This is a genomic window from Actinoplanes awajinensis subsp. mycoplanecinus (assembly GCF_001509495.1).
GTDB classification, from domain to species: Bacteria; Actinomycetota; Actinomycetes; order Mycobacteriales; family Micromonosporaceae; genus Actinoplanes; species Actinoplanes palleronii.
The window spans coordinates 20597-33226 of record NZ_LLZH01000307.1 but is presented as its reverse complement, the minus strand read 5'-3'; the positions used below and the strand labels follow the sequence as shown (position 1 = coordinate 33226).

Genomic DNA, 12630 nt, shown 5'->3' with positions numbered 1-12630 from the left:
AAGGCCCGTCACAGAACCTCCACACGATCTCCCGGACGCCTTCGAGAAAGGGCCGCAGCGGGTAGCGGCCGTGGCTACACTGACGCCTCTCTATCCCCTGATCGGAAACGGAGGCACGGTGGGTAGTTCGCTGTTGGACGCCGAGGATGCGCGGGAGCGCCTGGAGGCGTGGCAGGCCGATGCCTCGCGCCGGGCCGCCGGCACGCAGGCCGCTGCTGCCGGCTTGAGTGCGTTGCGGGTCACGGCCGCCGACGCCAGCGGGGCCGTCGAGGTCACCGTTGACTCCACGGGGACGCTTGCCGATGTCCGGCTCTCCGCGCGGGTACAGCGGATGAGCCTGGAGCAGTCGCAGCTGGCGATCATGGGCGCCTACCGCAACGCGCGGGTCAAGCTCGCCGAGGCCGCCGCCGAGGTCGTGCGGGAGACGGTCGGCGCCGACTCGGCGACCGGCCGGGCCCTGCTGGCCGGATTCCGGACCGCCGACACCGAGGAAGAACAGGGGCGGTACTGATGGCCGGTGGGTTCGAGGTCGACATCGAGGCCCTGCGCGCGCACGCCACGGCCATGTTGGCCATTCACGACCGCTTCGCCGCGATCAAGGCCGCGAGCGGTGCGATCTTCCAGGCCGACGGTGCCTACGGGGAGCTCTGCCAGTTCCTCCCGCCCGTCATGGAGGAACGCCACCGGGACCAGGACAAGGGCGTGGGGATGCTCGCCGAGAACATCGAGCTGCTCGCCGCAGGAATCAAGAAGACCGCCGACGCCTACCAGCGGACCGAGGAGTCGACCACCGGCGTCTTCAACTCCTTCCGCTCCGCGACCTGAGCGGCCCCGGCGCCCTCTCATGAGCAACCCACTGGTCGCCACGACCTCCGACATCTCCTCGAGCAGCGACGCGCACCGCGACGGCTGGACCGGCCTGCCGCTCGCCGACGACTACATGGGCATCAAGCAGGCCATCGACTCCGGCAGCTGGATCGACGGCTCGATCGCGGGCATGGGCGCCGCTCTCGACGGGGCGTCCATCGCCATCGACCCGTTCAGCACGCTGCTGTCGATGGGCATCGAGTGGGCCGTCGAGCAGGTCGAGCCACTGAAGCAGGCCCTCGACTGGCTCGCCGGTGCTCCCGAGATCATCGAGACGCACGCCATGACCTGGGACAACATGGCTGATGAGCTGTTCTCCATCGCCGAGGACCTCAAGACGCGGCTGGTCGGCGACCTCAACGAATGGCAGGGCGCCGCCGCCGACGCCTACCGTTACATGCTTGCCGGCAACATCGACGTCGCCGGGATCTTCGCGGGCACGGCCGCCGGCATGGGTGCCGCGACCCGTGGCGCGGGAACCCTGGTGCAGACGGTGCGGGAGGTCGTGCGTGCCTTCATCGCCGACTGCATCGCCAAGGTCGTGGTGTGGCTGCTCGAGGAGGTCCTGTCCCTCGGCGTCGCCACACCGCTGGTCGTCGCCCAGCTCGCGGTCGCGGTCGTCCGCTGGACCGGCCGTATCTTCGGCTGGCTGATGGGCCTGATCACCAGCCTCTCCGCCCTCCGCGCCCTCCTCGACGTCTAGGCGGCCCTCGATGCGACAACTCTTGGCGGCTCTGCGGACCACCGCCGTCCTGGTGGTCCTGTTCGCGGTGGCGAGCCTCCACAACAAGCACCCCTCGGGCCCCACCCCACCGCACGGTGGTGGCGGTGACGGCGATGGCCCCACGCGTCCCAAGTTCAGCCCCGGCATGATGCCCAGGCGCGTGGGACCAGCCCAGCAGCAGGGCATTCAGAGCGCCGAGAAGTACCACCCGAAGGGCACCGAGACCTCCGGCACCTCCGGGCCGGAGGCGCCCAGGAGTACCAACCCCTGGGACGACCCCGACTTCGCCGACGCCATGTACGACATGGACCGCTTCGGTCAGATGGGCGACGGGGCGATGGACAAGGTCTGGGACGGCGACGGCAAGGGCAGTGGCGATCACAAGCCCTCGTCCACCGAGCCCGGCAAGACGCTCTTCCCGCCCGGCACCACCAGGGCGCAGGTCGAGGGCTGGTTCAAGAGCATCGCCGTCAACCCCGACAGTCGTCCTCTGGAGCGTCCCGCCGGCGACGGCTGGGTTGTCACCGGCACCCGCGACGGCATCACCTGCATCGTTACCCTGGACAAGGACGGCAGCATCTCCGGCGGCCACCCCCTCAGCGGCGAGGGCGTCACCATCAACCCGCCGGCCTGACCACCGAACCCACGGGAGACCCATGGAAGTCAACGATTTCTACCGGCGCAGCCGCCGGATCACCGACCAGCTCGCACCCAAGATCAGATCACCACGGCGGAGAAGGACGCGCTGCGGGAGCTCATGGAGTTCCGCCAGGAGCCTCTGACCTACCTGGAGCAGATCCGGACCTCGGACTGACGGCCCACGCCCGCGAGAACGGATCCATCGGCCTGCGGCGAGCGGGGAGTTGCTGACGTAGGGTGCGTCGGTGAGCATTGGTAACGGTGACATCGCGCCCGACTTCGAACTGCCTGATATGGAAGTCAACGAATACTTCTGGCGCAGCCGCGAGATCACCGACCAGCTCGCACCCAGGATCAGCCCGAAGTACCGGCCGATGATCCTGGCCTCCGCCGGCGCCGGGGCCTGGGACCTGGCGATCCCGGAGCTCGTCGGCGCCCTGTCGGAGGAGGACGTCGTGATCACCACGGCGGAGAAGGACACGCTGCGGGAACTCATGGCGGAACTCCGGAAGCCTCTGACGTACCTGGAGCAGATCCGGACCTCGGACTGACGGCCCACGCCCGCGAGAACGGATCCGTCAACGCCCACTGCGCCGACGGCCGGGAGGCGCGTGGCGGGCCGGGAGGCGGCGCGGCCGGGCGCGAGACTGGCACGGGACTCGGCTTGTAGCCTGCGGGCGGTCGCTCCGTATTCGTACCAAATAGGGGTGACACGGAGGGGAATCGGCCTGGCGGCGGGCGGGGAGTTGTTGACGTAGGGTGCGTCGGTGAGCATTGGTAAAGGTGACATCGCGCCCGACTTCGAACTGCCTGATCAGGATGGGACACCGCGGCGGCTGAGCGACCTCGTCGCGGATGGGCCGGTCGTGCTGTTCTTCTATCCCGGGGCGATGACTCGCGGGTGCACCGCGGAGGCCTGCCACTTCCGGGACCTGGCGACCGAATACCGCGCAGCAGGCGTGCAGCGGGTCGGGATCAGCAAGGACCCGGTCGAGAAGCAGAAACTGTTCGCCGAGACCAACACGTTCGACTACCCGCTGCTGTCCGACCCGGAATCGGTCACGATCGCGGCCTACGGGGTGAAGCGCAAGCTGAACCTCGGGCCGCTGAGCACCAAGCGGATGACGTTCGTGATCGGCACCGACCGCACGATCCTCGACGTGATCCACAGCGAGCTGGACATGAACCAGCACGCGGTGGACGCCCTCGCCGTGGCGGTCGCGGCCAAGGCCTGACCAGGGTCAGGGCAGTGCTCCGGCGACCGTGGCCAGGCGTAGTTTCGTCTCGTCCGCGGAGTCCGGGGCGGCGGTCATGATGACGATGCGCAGGTCGGTGTCGCCGCCGCTGAGCACGTCGCAGTCGACGGTGATCGGGCCGACCGCGGGGTGCTGGATCGTCTTGCGGTCCTCGCGGTGCGCGCCGACCGCGCCGGCCGCCCACAGCGCGGCGAACTCCGGGCTGCCGTCGGTCAGGTCGCGGATCAGGCGCGCCAGCCGCGGGTCGCGGGGGAACCGGCCGGTGGCCCGGCGCAGGTCGGCGACGACCGCGGCTCTTGTCGCGCCGTCGTCCCGCGAGACGACCAGCCACCGGGACAGCACCGGAGCCGGGTCGGACGCGGTGGGGAAGAGGTCGCGGGCGAAGTTGCGCCGGGCCGGTGGCGCCGCCGACGGGTCGCCGAGCAGCGCCGCCCAGCTGCGGTTCCACCAGATCAGCCGCCAGTCGGCGGCGAAGATCGCGGTGGCGGCGTCGCCGAGCCGGGCGGCGACCCGCTGCACGCCGGGCGGGATGTGGTCGCTGATCAGGTCGTCCGGTGGTGGCGCCAGGCGGGCCAGCCGGAACAGGTGATCGCGTTCGGTCACGGTGAGCTGCAGGGCGCGGGCCAGCGCCGCGGCGACCTGCGCCGACGGGGTGGTCGCGCGGCCCTGCTCCAGGCGTACGACGTAGTCCACCGACAGGCCGGCCAGCTCGGCCAACTCCTCGCGGCGCAGCCCGGCGGCCCGGCGCGCGTGCCGGGCCGGTAGGCCCGCCGCGGCCGGGGACAGCCGGTTGCGCCAAGCGCGAAGGGTCGCGCCCAGTCCCGCCGCCTCGGTCGTCATGCGCCCATCGTCGCGCACGGCGGCGGTGCGAGGGTGGTACTGGTCTTCCTACCGTCACGACGTCCCTGGTGGGTGCCCGGTCGCCCGGCGAACCATGGAACCCATGACGATCACCTTTATCACCGGGGCCAACAAGGGCCTCGGCCGCGAGACCGCCCGCCGCCTGATCGAGCTCGGACACACCGTTGTGGTCGGGGCCCGGGACCCGCAGCTCGGCGCGGCGGCCGCCGAGGAGCTGGGCGCGCGGTTCGTCCCGATCGACGTCACCGACGACGCCTCGGTGGCGGCCGCGGTCGCCGACGTGGAGCGGCACGAGGGCGCGGTGGACGTACTGATCAACAACGCCGGGGTGCACGGGCCGTTCGGCGACGCTGGCGCGCTGACCGCCGACGACTTCCGGGGCGTGTTCGAGGTGAACCTGTTCGGCGTGGTGCGCGCCACCACGGCGTTCCTGCCACTGCTGCGCCGATCGGCGGACCCGGTGATCGTGAACGTCAGCAGCGGCATGGGTTCGCTCGCACACACCCACGACCCGGACCGGCCCGAGTCGGGGGTGGTGGCGCCCGCCTACACGTCGGCGAAGGCGGCGCTGACCATGCTGACCACCCAGTACGCTAAGGGCCTGCCCGGCATCCGGATCAACGCCGCCGACCCCGGCTACACGGCGACCGACCTGAACGGTTACAGCGGCCCGCAGACGGTCACCGAGGGCACCGACGCGATCGTCGCGCTGGCCACCGAGGGGCCGGGGCACGGCTCCGGCCGGTTCGTCGACCGGCACGGCGAGATCGCCTGGTCCTAGCGCCTCACCCCAGGAATTCGGCGAGACCGGTGAGGAACCTGTCGATCTCCTCGGGGGTGTTGTAGGGCGCCAGGCCGACGCGGAGGGCGGGTTCGGGCAGCTTGAGCGCGGTGAACGGCTCCAGCGCGTAGAACGAGCCGGCCGGCGCCAGCACGTCGCGGGTGGCCAGGTGGCGCTGGGCCTCACCGGCGTCGCGGCCGTCCAGGCTGATCAGGGTGGTCGGCGTACGGTCGGCGGCCCGGGAGTGCACCGTCACCCGGTCACCGAGCGCGCGCAGGCCCGCTTCCAGCCGGGCGAGCAGGCTCAGCTCGTGCTCGTGCACCGCCTCGAACGACCGGGCCAGGCGCTCCCGGCGGGTCTCTGCGTCGCCGGGCGCGACCGCGGCGAGGAAGTCGACCGCGGCGGTCGCGCCGGCCAGCATCTCGTACGGCAGGGTGCCGAACTCGAACCGCTCCGGGACCACGTTCGTCGACGGCAGCAGCTTGTCCGGCTCCAGACCCTCGAGCAGGGCCGGCGCGGCGGCGAGCACCCCGCAGTGCGGACCGAAGAATTTGTACGGCGAGCACACGAAGAAGTCCGCCCCCAGCGCCGGCACGTCCACGAGCTGGTGCGCGGCGTAGTGCACCCCGTCGACGTAGAGCAGCGCGCCGGCCTCGTGCGCCAGGTCGGCGATCTCCCGGACCGGCGGGATGGTGCCCAGCACGTTTGACGCGGCGGTGACCGCGACCAGCCGGGTCCGCGGCGACAGCACCCGCCGGTACGAGTCGAGGTCGAGTTCGGCGCCGTCCACCTCGATCCAGTGCACGCTCACCCCGGCCCGCTCGGCCGCCTGCACCCACGGCCGGACGTTGCTGTCGTGCTCGAGCCGGCTGAGCACGATCTCGTCGCCGGCCTGCCAGGTCTTGGCCAGGTGCCGGGAGAAGTCGTAGGTGAGCTGGGTGGCGCTGCGCCCGTGCACGATGCCGGTCGCCGGCACGTTGAGCAGGTCGGCGTAGGCGGCGCGGAACTCGGCGACGGCCCGCTCGGCGTTGCGCTCGGAGACCGTGCTGGTCCCGCGGATCGAGAGCGGCTGCAACATGGTCGCGGCGATCGCCTCGGCGACCGGGCGCGGTGTCTGGGTGCCGCCGGGCCCGTCGAAGAACGCGATACCGGAGTCGAGGGAGGGGAAGTGCGAGCGCAGAGCCGCTGAGTCGATGGCCATGAACGACAGTCTGCCCGCCGCTGCCCGTCGTACTCAAAAGGTCCGGTCGGTGGCATTGCGGGCGAGCGTGGCGAGCACGGATCGGCTGCGCGGGTCGATGTCGATCGTGTGCAGGGCGGTCAGCGACTCGCGCAACCCGCTCGTGATCATTTCCTCGGTCGCGGCCAGGGCGCCGGTGGCCACGATGATCTCGCGGAGGCGGGCGACGCCGGCGGCGTCGAGGCCGGGGTCGCCGAAATGCGCGGCGAACACCTTCTTCTGTACGGGATCGGCATCGCGCAGGGTCAGTGCGACGAGCACCGTTCGCTTGCCCTCGCGCAGGTCGTCGCCGGCGGGTTTGCCGGTCAGCGCGGTGTCGCCGAAGACACCGAGAATGTCGTCGCGCAGCTGGAAGGCCTCACCGAGCGGCAGGCCGAACGCGGAGAGCCCGGCCAGCAGATCCGGGCCGGCGCCGGCCAGCTCGGCGCCGAGAAGCAGGGGCTGCTCGACCGAGTACTTCGCGCTCTTGAACCGGATGACCTGCCGGGCGCGGTGCAGCGCGCCCGCCGGATCGCGGCCGTCGGCGGCCTGCTCGATCAGGTCGAGGTACTGCCCGCCCATGAGCTGGGTGCGCATCAGGTTGAAGGTGGTGCGTCCCCGGGCGAGCGCGTCCGCCGGCAGGCCGCTGCTGGTGTAGAGCTCGTCGCTCCACGCCAGGCACAGGTCACCGACGAGCACGGCGGCGGACAGGCCGAAGTGGTCGGCGTCGCCGGCCCACCGGTTGGCGCGGTGCAGCGCGGTGAATCGCCGGTGCACCGCCGGTGCCCCGCGCCGCATGTCGGAGGCGTCCATCACGTCGTCGTGGATCAGCGCCGCGGCCTGGAAGAACTCCAGCGCGGCGGCGGCCGCCACGATGGCCGGTTCGTCCGGCGCGCCGGCCGCCCGCCAGGCCCAGTAGCAGAGCGCCGCGCGCAGCCGCTTGCCGCCGCTGAGCAGGTCCGCCGCGTAACCGACCAGGGGAGCGCAATCGTCACTGACCGCGGCCAGCGTGGCGGCCCGCGCGGACAGGAAGTGCTCGATCGCTTTGTGCACCCGGTCCTGGAGGTCGTCCACCGCCAGCGGTGAGGGCATCAGGCGTTTCGTGGAACCGTGCGGTGGCGAGATCATCGGGGCAGACCTTCCGGGGCGGCGGCGGTGTCAGGCGTGTGGCGGGCGGCGCGGGTCAGCCGGGCCGAGGCGAGCAGGCCGAGCAGCAGGAACCCGGCCGCGGTGAAAGCGGTGTACCGGGTGGCGGTCGACAAGGCCTGCGCGGCGTCGCCGGCCAGCGCTGCGGTGCGCGGGTCGGCGGCGAGGCCGGGGATCGCGGCGCCGGCGCTGTCCTCGACGGCGGACACGACCGCCGAGCGCTGACTCTCGGCTACGCCGTCGCTGTCCAGGGCCGTGGTCAGCTGGCCGGCGGTGGTGCTGAACAGCACGGTGCCGAGCACCGCGATGCCCAGCGCCGAACCGAGCTGGCGGGTGGTGCTCTGCGTGCCGGAGCCCTGGCCGCTCATCGCGACCGGCACGTCGGCCAGGACCACGCCGGTGATCTGCGCGGTGGCCAGGCCGACACCGATGCCGTACACGAAGAGCATCGGCGTGATCTGCCACCACGCGGTGTCCGGTGCCGCGACGAGGCCGGCACCCACCACCCCGGCGATCTCCAGCACGATGCCGGCGCGCACCGCGAAGATCGGCCCGCGGGCGGCGGTGAGCGGCACGGCCAGGCCACTGGCGAGGAAGCTGCCGGCCGCCAGCGGCAGCAGGGCCAGCCCGGTCTCGAACGCGCTGTAGCCACGGACGTTCTGCAGCCACAGCGGCAGGGAGAACAGCAGCCCGAACTCGCCGAGACTGACGACGCCGGCGACCAGGTTCCCGTTGCGGAACGAGGGGATCGCGAACAGCGACAGGTCCAGCAGGACCGGCCGGCCCGCCGCGTTGCGGCGCCGCTCGACGAGGATGAACACGACCAGGCCGATGGCGGCGAGGGCGAAACCGAAGGGTACGGGCGACAGCCGGGCGGTCCACGAGATGCCGGCCACGTCCACCGTCCCGGTGCGCTCGAACCAGCCGTAGCTGCGACCCTGGATGAGGCCGAAGACGAGTCCGGCCATGGTGACCACCGAGAGCACCGCGCCGGCCCAGTCGTTGCCGTGCCCGGTGCGGGGCTCGCGGGACTCGGTCAGCAGCAGTCCCGCGCCGACCAGCAGCAGGGCGCCGAGCGGGACGTTGACGCCGAACGCCCACCGCCAGGACAGGTCGGTGGTGAGCCAGCCGCCGAGCAGGGGGCCGAGGGCCGCGGTGCCGCCGATGGTGGAGCCCCACACCGCGAAGGCTATCCCGCGCTCGCGCCCGGTGAAGGTGGCATTGAGCAGGGAGAGCGAGGTGGGCAGGATCATCGCGCCGCCGATGCCCTGCACCAGCCGGCCGGTGATCAGCAGCGGTGGGGTGGGCGCCAGGGCGCATCCGATGCTGGCCAGTGTGAACACCGCGACGCCGGCCATGAACAGCCGCCGTCGTCCGACCTGGTCGGCGGTGCGCCCGGCGACCAGCAGCAGCGCCGCGAAGACCAGGGTGTACGACTCCTGGATCCACTGGGCGTCGCTGGAGGTGGCGCCGAGGTCGGTGATCACTGCGGGTACCGCGACGTTCACGATCGTCGCGTCCACGATGATCATCGCCACGCCGAGGCTGACCACGAGCAGGCTGAGCCAGCGGCGCCGAGAAGGTATCTCTGCTGTCATGAATCTTGTTATACAAGTAATTAGATTTTCTTGCTACCTGGTGGGCTTATGATCGTGGCGTGACCAGGCCACAGGAACGTCAGCACAGCGACATGGCGCTGGCCGTCCGGGAGCTTCTGCAGGCCAACGGCGAAGCTACCCAGGGTCTGGCCCGCAAGCTCGGGGTGAACCTGACCGACGCCCATGCCCTGGATCACCTGCTCGGCAGCGCGGACGGGCTCGGCCCCACCGAGTTGGGGCAGCGCCTCAACATCCGGTCCGCGTCGGCCACCACGCTCGTCGACCGGCTCACCGCGAACGGGCACGCCCAGCGGGTCCCGCACCCCTCGGACCGCCGGCGGCAGACCGTTGTCGCCACCGAGAAGGCGTACCGGGAGGTGCTCGACGCGCTGGGGCCGCTCTTCGACGGGGTCGAGCAGGCGGCGGCCCGGCTGACGCCGGAGCAGGCCGCCGCGACGGTGGGCTTCCTGCGCGAGGTGGCCGCCGTGCTGCGCGGTTATGCCGCCGAGCACCGCCGGCCCGAGTAGGCCCCTCCGGCACCCCGGGCCGGAGTCGTCAGGACGTCGCGACCGTCGTGTGGTCGTCGGTGTGCGCGACGTCGCTCGCCTGCTGGCGCAGCCAGGTGGTGAGCTGCTGCGGGGCCTGTGGCCGGCTGACGTGATAGCCCTGGGCGAGGTCGCAGTCCCACTGCCGGAGCCGGTCCAGCCCGGCCTCGCTCTCCACCCCCTCGGCGATCATGCGCATGCCGAGGTTGTGGGCCAGCTCGACGGTGCTCTTCACGATCGCTGCGCTGCGCGGGTCGGTGTCGCAGTGCGTGACGAACGCCCGGTCCAGCTTGAGGTCGTCGACCGGAAGCGCCTGCAGGTAGGCCAGGCTGGAATAGCCGGTGCCGTAGTCGTCCACCGCCAGCCGGATGCCCATCCGGCGCAGCTCCGCGAGGATCTCGGTGGTCCGGGCCGCGTCCCGGATCAGGATCTCCTCGGTGACTTCCAGGTGCAGCGAGTGCGCGGGCACACCGTGGCGCAGCAGTGCGTCGGCGACGTAGCCGGGCAGGTCGCAGTCCTGCAGGTTGGAGGCGGACAGGTTGACCGCGACGGTGAGCGCCAGGCCGTCGTCGTTCCAGGCGCGGCACTGGGCGAGTGCCATCTCCAGGACCTGGGTGGTCAGCCGGCCCATCAGCCCGGCGTGCTCGGCCAGCGGCAGGAACCCGTCCGGGTAGACCAGCCCGCGACTGGGGTGGTTCCACCGCACCAGGGCTTCCACCCCGGCGACGACGCCCTCGGCGATCAGCATCTGCGGCTGGTAGTGCAGGGTCAGTTCGCCGCGGTCCAGGCCGGCCCGCAGCTCCTCCAGCGTGGTCAGCCGCTGCCGCCCGCTGTCGTCGTCGGGCCCGCCGGTGGCCAGCGCCACGCCGCTCTGGTGGTCCTTGGCCTGGTACATCGCACTGTCGGCGTGCCGCATCAGGGTGCTGGAGTCGACGCCGTGTGCCGGGCACGCGGCCACCCCGATGCTGGCGTCGACGTGCAGGCCGATCTGCCCCAGGTGGAACGGGCGCCGCAGCACGGTCAGGAAACCGGTCGTGATCTGCTGCGCCTGCTCCGCGTCGACGCCCGGCAGCAGCACGCCGAACTCGTCACCGCCGAGGCGGGCCAGCGTGCCGACCGAACCGACCGCCTCCGCCAGCCGCTCGGCGACCAGCTGCAACAGGCGGTCGCCGACGCGGTGACCGAAGCTGTCGTTGATGTCCTTGAACCGGTCCAGGTCGATGATCGCCACGGCCAGCGCCGGGGCGACCGGACCCGGATCCAGACTGTGGTCGACGGCCTCCAGGAAGCTGCGCCGGTTGGGCAACTCGGTCAGGTCGTCGGTGCGGGCCTGATGGCGGGCGTCCGCCAGGGCCTCGACCACCCGGACGGTCAGCAGCATCCGGACGATCGCGCCGGCGATCGCCAGCGCCGCCAGCAGGCCACTGACCTGGGGCAGCGCGCCGACGGAGCGCCAGTCGCCGAGCAACAGCAGCAGCGACGCGCAGGCCAGCACCGCCGGCAGCACCGCGCCGACCACGGCGCTGGCCGGCCGCCGTTCGGTGGCCGGTTGGGGCCGCTGCCAGGCGGCCACCACGATGACCGCCAGCGCGACCGACCAGAGCAGGTCGGCCCAGCCACCGGGCAGGGACATCCCCACCGCGGTCTGGAACGCGTGGATCCCGTTGGCCGCCGAGTTGATCCCCATGCCGGTCAGCAGCAGCATCCAGACCCGCTCGGTACGCCAGCCGCTGAGCGCCCACGCGCCGAGCAACAGCCCGGCCAGCACGATGTCGGCGACCGGGAAGGCCACGCTGATCACGGCGGACCAGCGTGATCCGGTGCTGCCGGCGAAACCGGTCAAGAAGATCACCGATGCGAACGCCGCCGCACACGCCGCGGCGATCAGGCCGTCCAGCCAGGCCGCCGCGCTGAGCCGGCGCTGCCGGACCCACAACAGGCGCAGCACCGCGGCCAGCGCGAACGGGTAGTACGCCAGCCATAATGCGTCGGCCGGTGACGGGAACGGCGGGTGGTCCATCCGGCTGAAGAGGGCGACCCAGTAGACCGTGCCGGCCGCGTACGCGAACAGTCCGGTGCTCATCAGCAGCCAGGCCCCGCGGTCCTCGCGGATCAGCGCCGCCCGCGCCGCCACCAACGCCGCGGCCAGCAGATACACCCCGTCCTGCAGGCCGCCGTCGAGGATCGGGTGCCGGTCGGCCCAGGCCTGGGTGACCGCGAACGACATCACGACCTGTGCGGCGAGCAGCAGCACGCCCAGGCCGAACCCCGCGCGCAGCCAGGTGCTGCCTCTCGTCAGGGTCGCCCGCACCATTGCTATATCAGATCATGTCCGCCTCCCCGGGTACCTGACGAACGGGTCTACCGCCCGGCTTCCTAATGGCATTAGGTTAATGTATAACTGGTATAGGAATGCGGAGGTGGGGCGTGGCGCGAGCGGGGATCACCGCGGACCGGCTGGTCGAGGCGGCGGCGGAGCTGGCCGACACGGCCGGTTTTGATCAGGTCAGCCTGTCGGCGCTGGCGCGGCACTTCGGTGTGGCGGTGCCGAGCCTGTATGCACACGTCAAGAGCTCGCACGACCTCAAGACCCGGATCGCGCTGCTCGCGCTGGCCGAGCTCGCCGACCGGGGGATGGCCGCGCTCGCCGGCCGCTCCGGCCGGGACGCCCTGGCCGCGCTCGGCGACGTCTACCGCGACTACGCCCGCGCCCACCCCGGCCGGTATGCCGCGGCCCGGCTGCCGCTCGACCCGCAGACCGCCGCGGCCAGCGCCGGCCCGCGGCACAGCGAGATGCTCCGCGCCGTCCTGCGCGGTTACGAGGTGCCCGCGGCCGAGCAGAACCACGCGGTGCGGTTCCTCGGCGCCACCTTCCACGGGTACGTGAGCCTCGAGCTGGCCGGCGGCTTCGCCCACAGCTCACCCGATTCGCAACAGTCCTGGTCACGGGCTGTTGACGCGCTCGATGTCGCGTTGCGCCACTGGCCGTCCTGA

At 71.8% G+C, this 12630-nt stretch carries 14 protein-coding genes; 9 read left to right on the top strand and 5 right to left on the bottom strand.

What is annotated here, in order from left to right:
* Nucleotides 1-118: 118 nt before the first annotated feature.
* From ADL15_RS38530 to ADL15_RS38505, 6 genes are all read left to right on the top strand, one after another.
* Nucleotides 119-511: a YbaB/EbfC family nucleoid-associated protein gene (locus tag ADL15_RS38530; protein WP_157441854.1), complete on the top strand. Its 393-nt coding sequence runs from the start codon at nt 119-121 to the stop codon at nt 509-511.
* Nucleotides 511-825, top strand: a complete 315-nt coding sequence (locus ADL15_RS38525) for a type VII secretion target (protein ID WP_067702266.1) — start codon at nt 511-513, stop codon at nt 823-825. The genes ADL15_RS38530 and ADL15_RS38525 overlap by 1 nt, the downstream gene beginning before the upstream one ends.
* A 19-nt stretch (nt 826-844) precedes the next feature.
* A complete protein-coding gene (locus ADL15_RS38520; RefSeq protein ID WP_067702263.1) occupies nt 845-1570 on the top strand; it encodes a hypothetical protein in 726 nt (241 codons plus the stop codon).
* 10 nt (nt 1571-1580) lie between these two features.
* The gene (locus ADL15_RS38515; protein WP_083972285.1) at nt 1581-2225 is read left to right on the top strand and encodes an EndoU domain-containing protein; all 645 of its coding nucleotides are present in this window, start codon (nt 1581-1583) and stop codon (nt 2223-2225) included.
* 250 nt (nt 2226-2475) lie between these two features.
* Nucleotides 2476-2781 carry a hypothetical protein gene (locus ADL15_RS38510; RefSeq protein ID WP_157441853.1) on the top strand — a complete coding sequence of 102 codons (306 nt, stop codon included), beginning with the start codon at nt 2476-2478 and terminating at the stop codon, nt 2779-2781.
* Nucleotides 2782-2997: 216 nt separating this feature from the next.
* Nucleotides 2998-3465, top strand: coding sequence for a peroxiredoxin (locus ADL15_RS38505; RefSeq protein ID WP_067702254.1), 468 nt, complete (start codon nt 2998-3000; stop codon nt 3463-3465).
* Between the two features lie 6 nt (nt 3466-3471).
* On the opposite strand, the gene ADL15_RS38500 is transcribed toward ADL15_RS38505, so the two are convergent.
* Nucleotides 3472-4326 carry a helix-turn-helix domain-containing protein gene (locus ADL15_RS38500; RefSeq protein WP_067702251.1) on the bottom strand — a complete coding sequence of 285 codons (855 nt, stop codon included), beginning with the start codon at nt 4324-4326 and terminating at the stop codon, nt 3472-3474.
* A 103-nt stretch (nt 4327-4429) separates the two neighbouring features.
* Here ADL15_RS38500 and ADL15_RS38495 point away from each other — a divergent pair, with 103 nt between their 5' ends.
* Nucleotides 4430-5128, top strand: coding sequence for an SDR family NAD(P)-dependent oxidoreductase (locus ADL15_RS38495; protein WP_067702248.1), 699 nt, complete (start codon nt 4430-4432; stop codon nt 5126-5128).
* Between the two features lie 4 nt (nt 5129-5132).
* Here the strand turns inward: ADL15_RS38495 and ADL15_RS38490 are convergent, their stop codons facing one another.
* The 3 genes from ADL15_RS38490 to ADL15_RS38480 are packed head-to-tail and all read right to left on the bottom strand — an operon-like array spanning nt 5133 to nt 9091.
* Nucleotides 5133-6329: a cysteine desulfurase-like protein gene (locus ADL15_RS38490; protein ID WP_067702245.1), complete on the bottom strand. Its 1197-nt coding sequence runs from the start codon at nt 6327-6329 to the stop codon at nt 5133-5135.
* Between the two features lie 33 nt (nt 6330-6362).
* Nucleotides 6363-7439, bottom strand: a complete 1077-nt coding sequence (locus ADL15_RS38485) for a polyprenyl synthetase family protein (protein ID WP_067702242.1) — start codon at nt 7437-7439, stop codon at nt 6363-6365.
* A gap of 32 nt (nt 7440-7471) precedes the next feature.
* Entirely contained in the window at nt 7472-9091 is a 1620-nt protein-coding gene (locus ADL15_RS38480) for an MFS transporter (protein ID WP_067702239.1), read from the bottom strand.
* A 59-nt stretch (nt 9092-9150) separates the two neighbouring features.
* On the opposite strand from ADL15_RS38480, the gene ADL15_RS38475 reads away from it, so the two are divergent.
* Nucleotides 9151-9618 carry a MarR family winged helix-turn-helix transcriptional regulator gene (locus ADL15_RS38475; protein WP_232344811.1) on the top strand — a complete coding sequence of 156 codons (468 nt, stop codon included), beginning with the start codon at nt 9151-9153 and terminating at the stop codon, nt 9616-9618.
* A gap of 28 nt (nt 9619-9646) precedes the next feature.
* Here the strand turns inward: ADL15_RS38475 and ADL15_RS38470 are convergent, their stop codons facing one another.
* Nucleotides 9647-11950, bottom strand: a complete 2304-nt coding sequence (locus ADL15_RS38470; RefSeq protein ID WP_067702233.1) for a putative bifunctional diguanylate cyclase/phosphodiesterase — start codon at nt 11948-11950, stop codon at nt 9647-9649.
* A 113-nt stretch (nt 11951-12063) separates the two neighbouring features.
* Between ADL15_RS38470 and ADL15_RS38465 the strand changes: the two genes are divergently transcribed.
* Nucleotides 12064-12630, top strand: coding sequence for a TetR/AcrR family transcriptional regulator (locus tag ADL15_RS38465; RefSeq protein WP_067702230.1), 567 nt, complete (start codon nt 12064-12066; stop codon nt 12628-12630).

Excerpts from the sequence above, each read along its gene's own strand:
- ADL15_RS38525 (WP_067702266.1), top strand. The coding sequence starts at position 511 with ATGGCCGGTGGGTTCGAGGTCGACATCGAGGCCCTGCGCGCGCACGCC.
- ADL15_RS38520 (WP_067702263.1), top strand. The coding sequence starts at position 845 with ATGAGCAACCCACTGGTCGCCACGACCTCCGACATCTCCTCGAGCAGC.
- ADL15_RS38515 (WP_083972285.1), top strand. The coding sequence starts at position 1,581 with ATGCGACAACTCTTGGCGGCTCTGCGGACCACCGCCGTCCTGGTGGTC.
- ADL15_RS38500 (WP_067702251.1), bottom strand. The coding sequence starts at position 4,326 with ATGACGACCGAGGCGGCGGGACTGGGCGCGACCCTTCGCGCTTGGCGC.
- ADL15_RS38495 (WP_067702248.1), top strand. The coding sequence starts at position 4,430 with ATGACGATCACCTTTATCACCGGGGCCAACAAGGGCCTCGGCCGCGAG.
- ADL15_RS38490 (WP_067702245.1), bottom strand. The coding sequence starts at position 6,329 with ATGGCCATCGACTCAGCGGCTCTGCGCTCGCACTTCCCCTCCCTCGAC.
- ADL15_RS38485 (WP_067702242.1), bottom strand. The coding sequence starts at position 7,439 with ATGCCCTCACCGCTGGCGGTGGACGACCTCCAGGACCGGGTGCACAAA.
- ADL15_RS38480 (WP_067702239.1), bottom strand. The coding sequence starts at position 9,091 with ATGACAGCAGAGATACCTTCTCGGCGCCGCTGGCTCAGCCTGCTCGTG.
- ADL15_RS38470 (WP_067702233.1), bottom strand. The coding sequence starts at position 11,950 with ATGGTGCGGGCGACCCTGACGAGAGGCAGCACCTGGCTGCGCGCGGGG.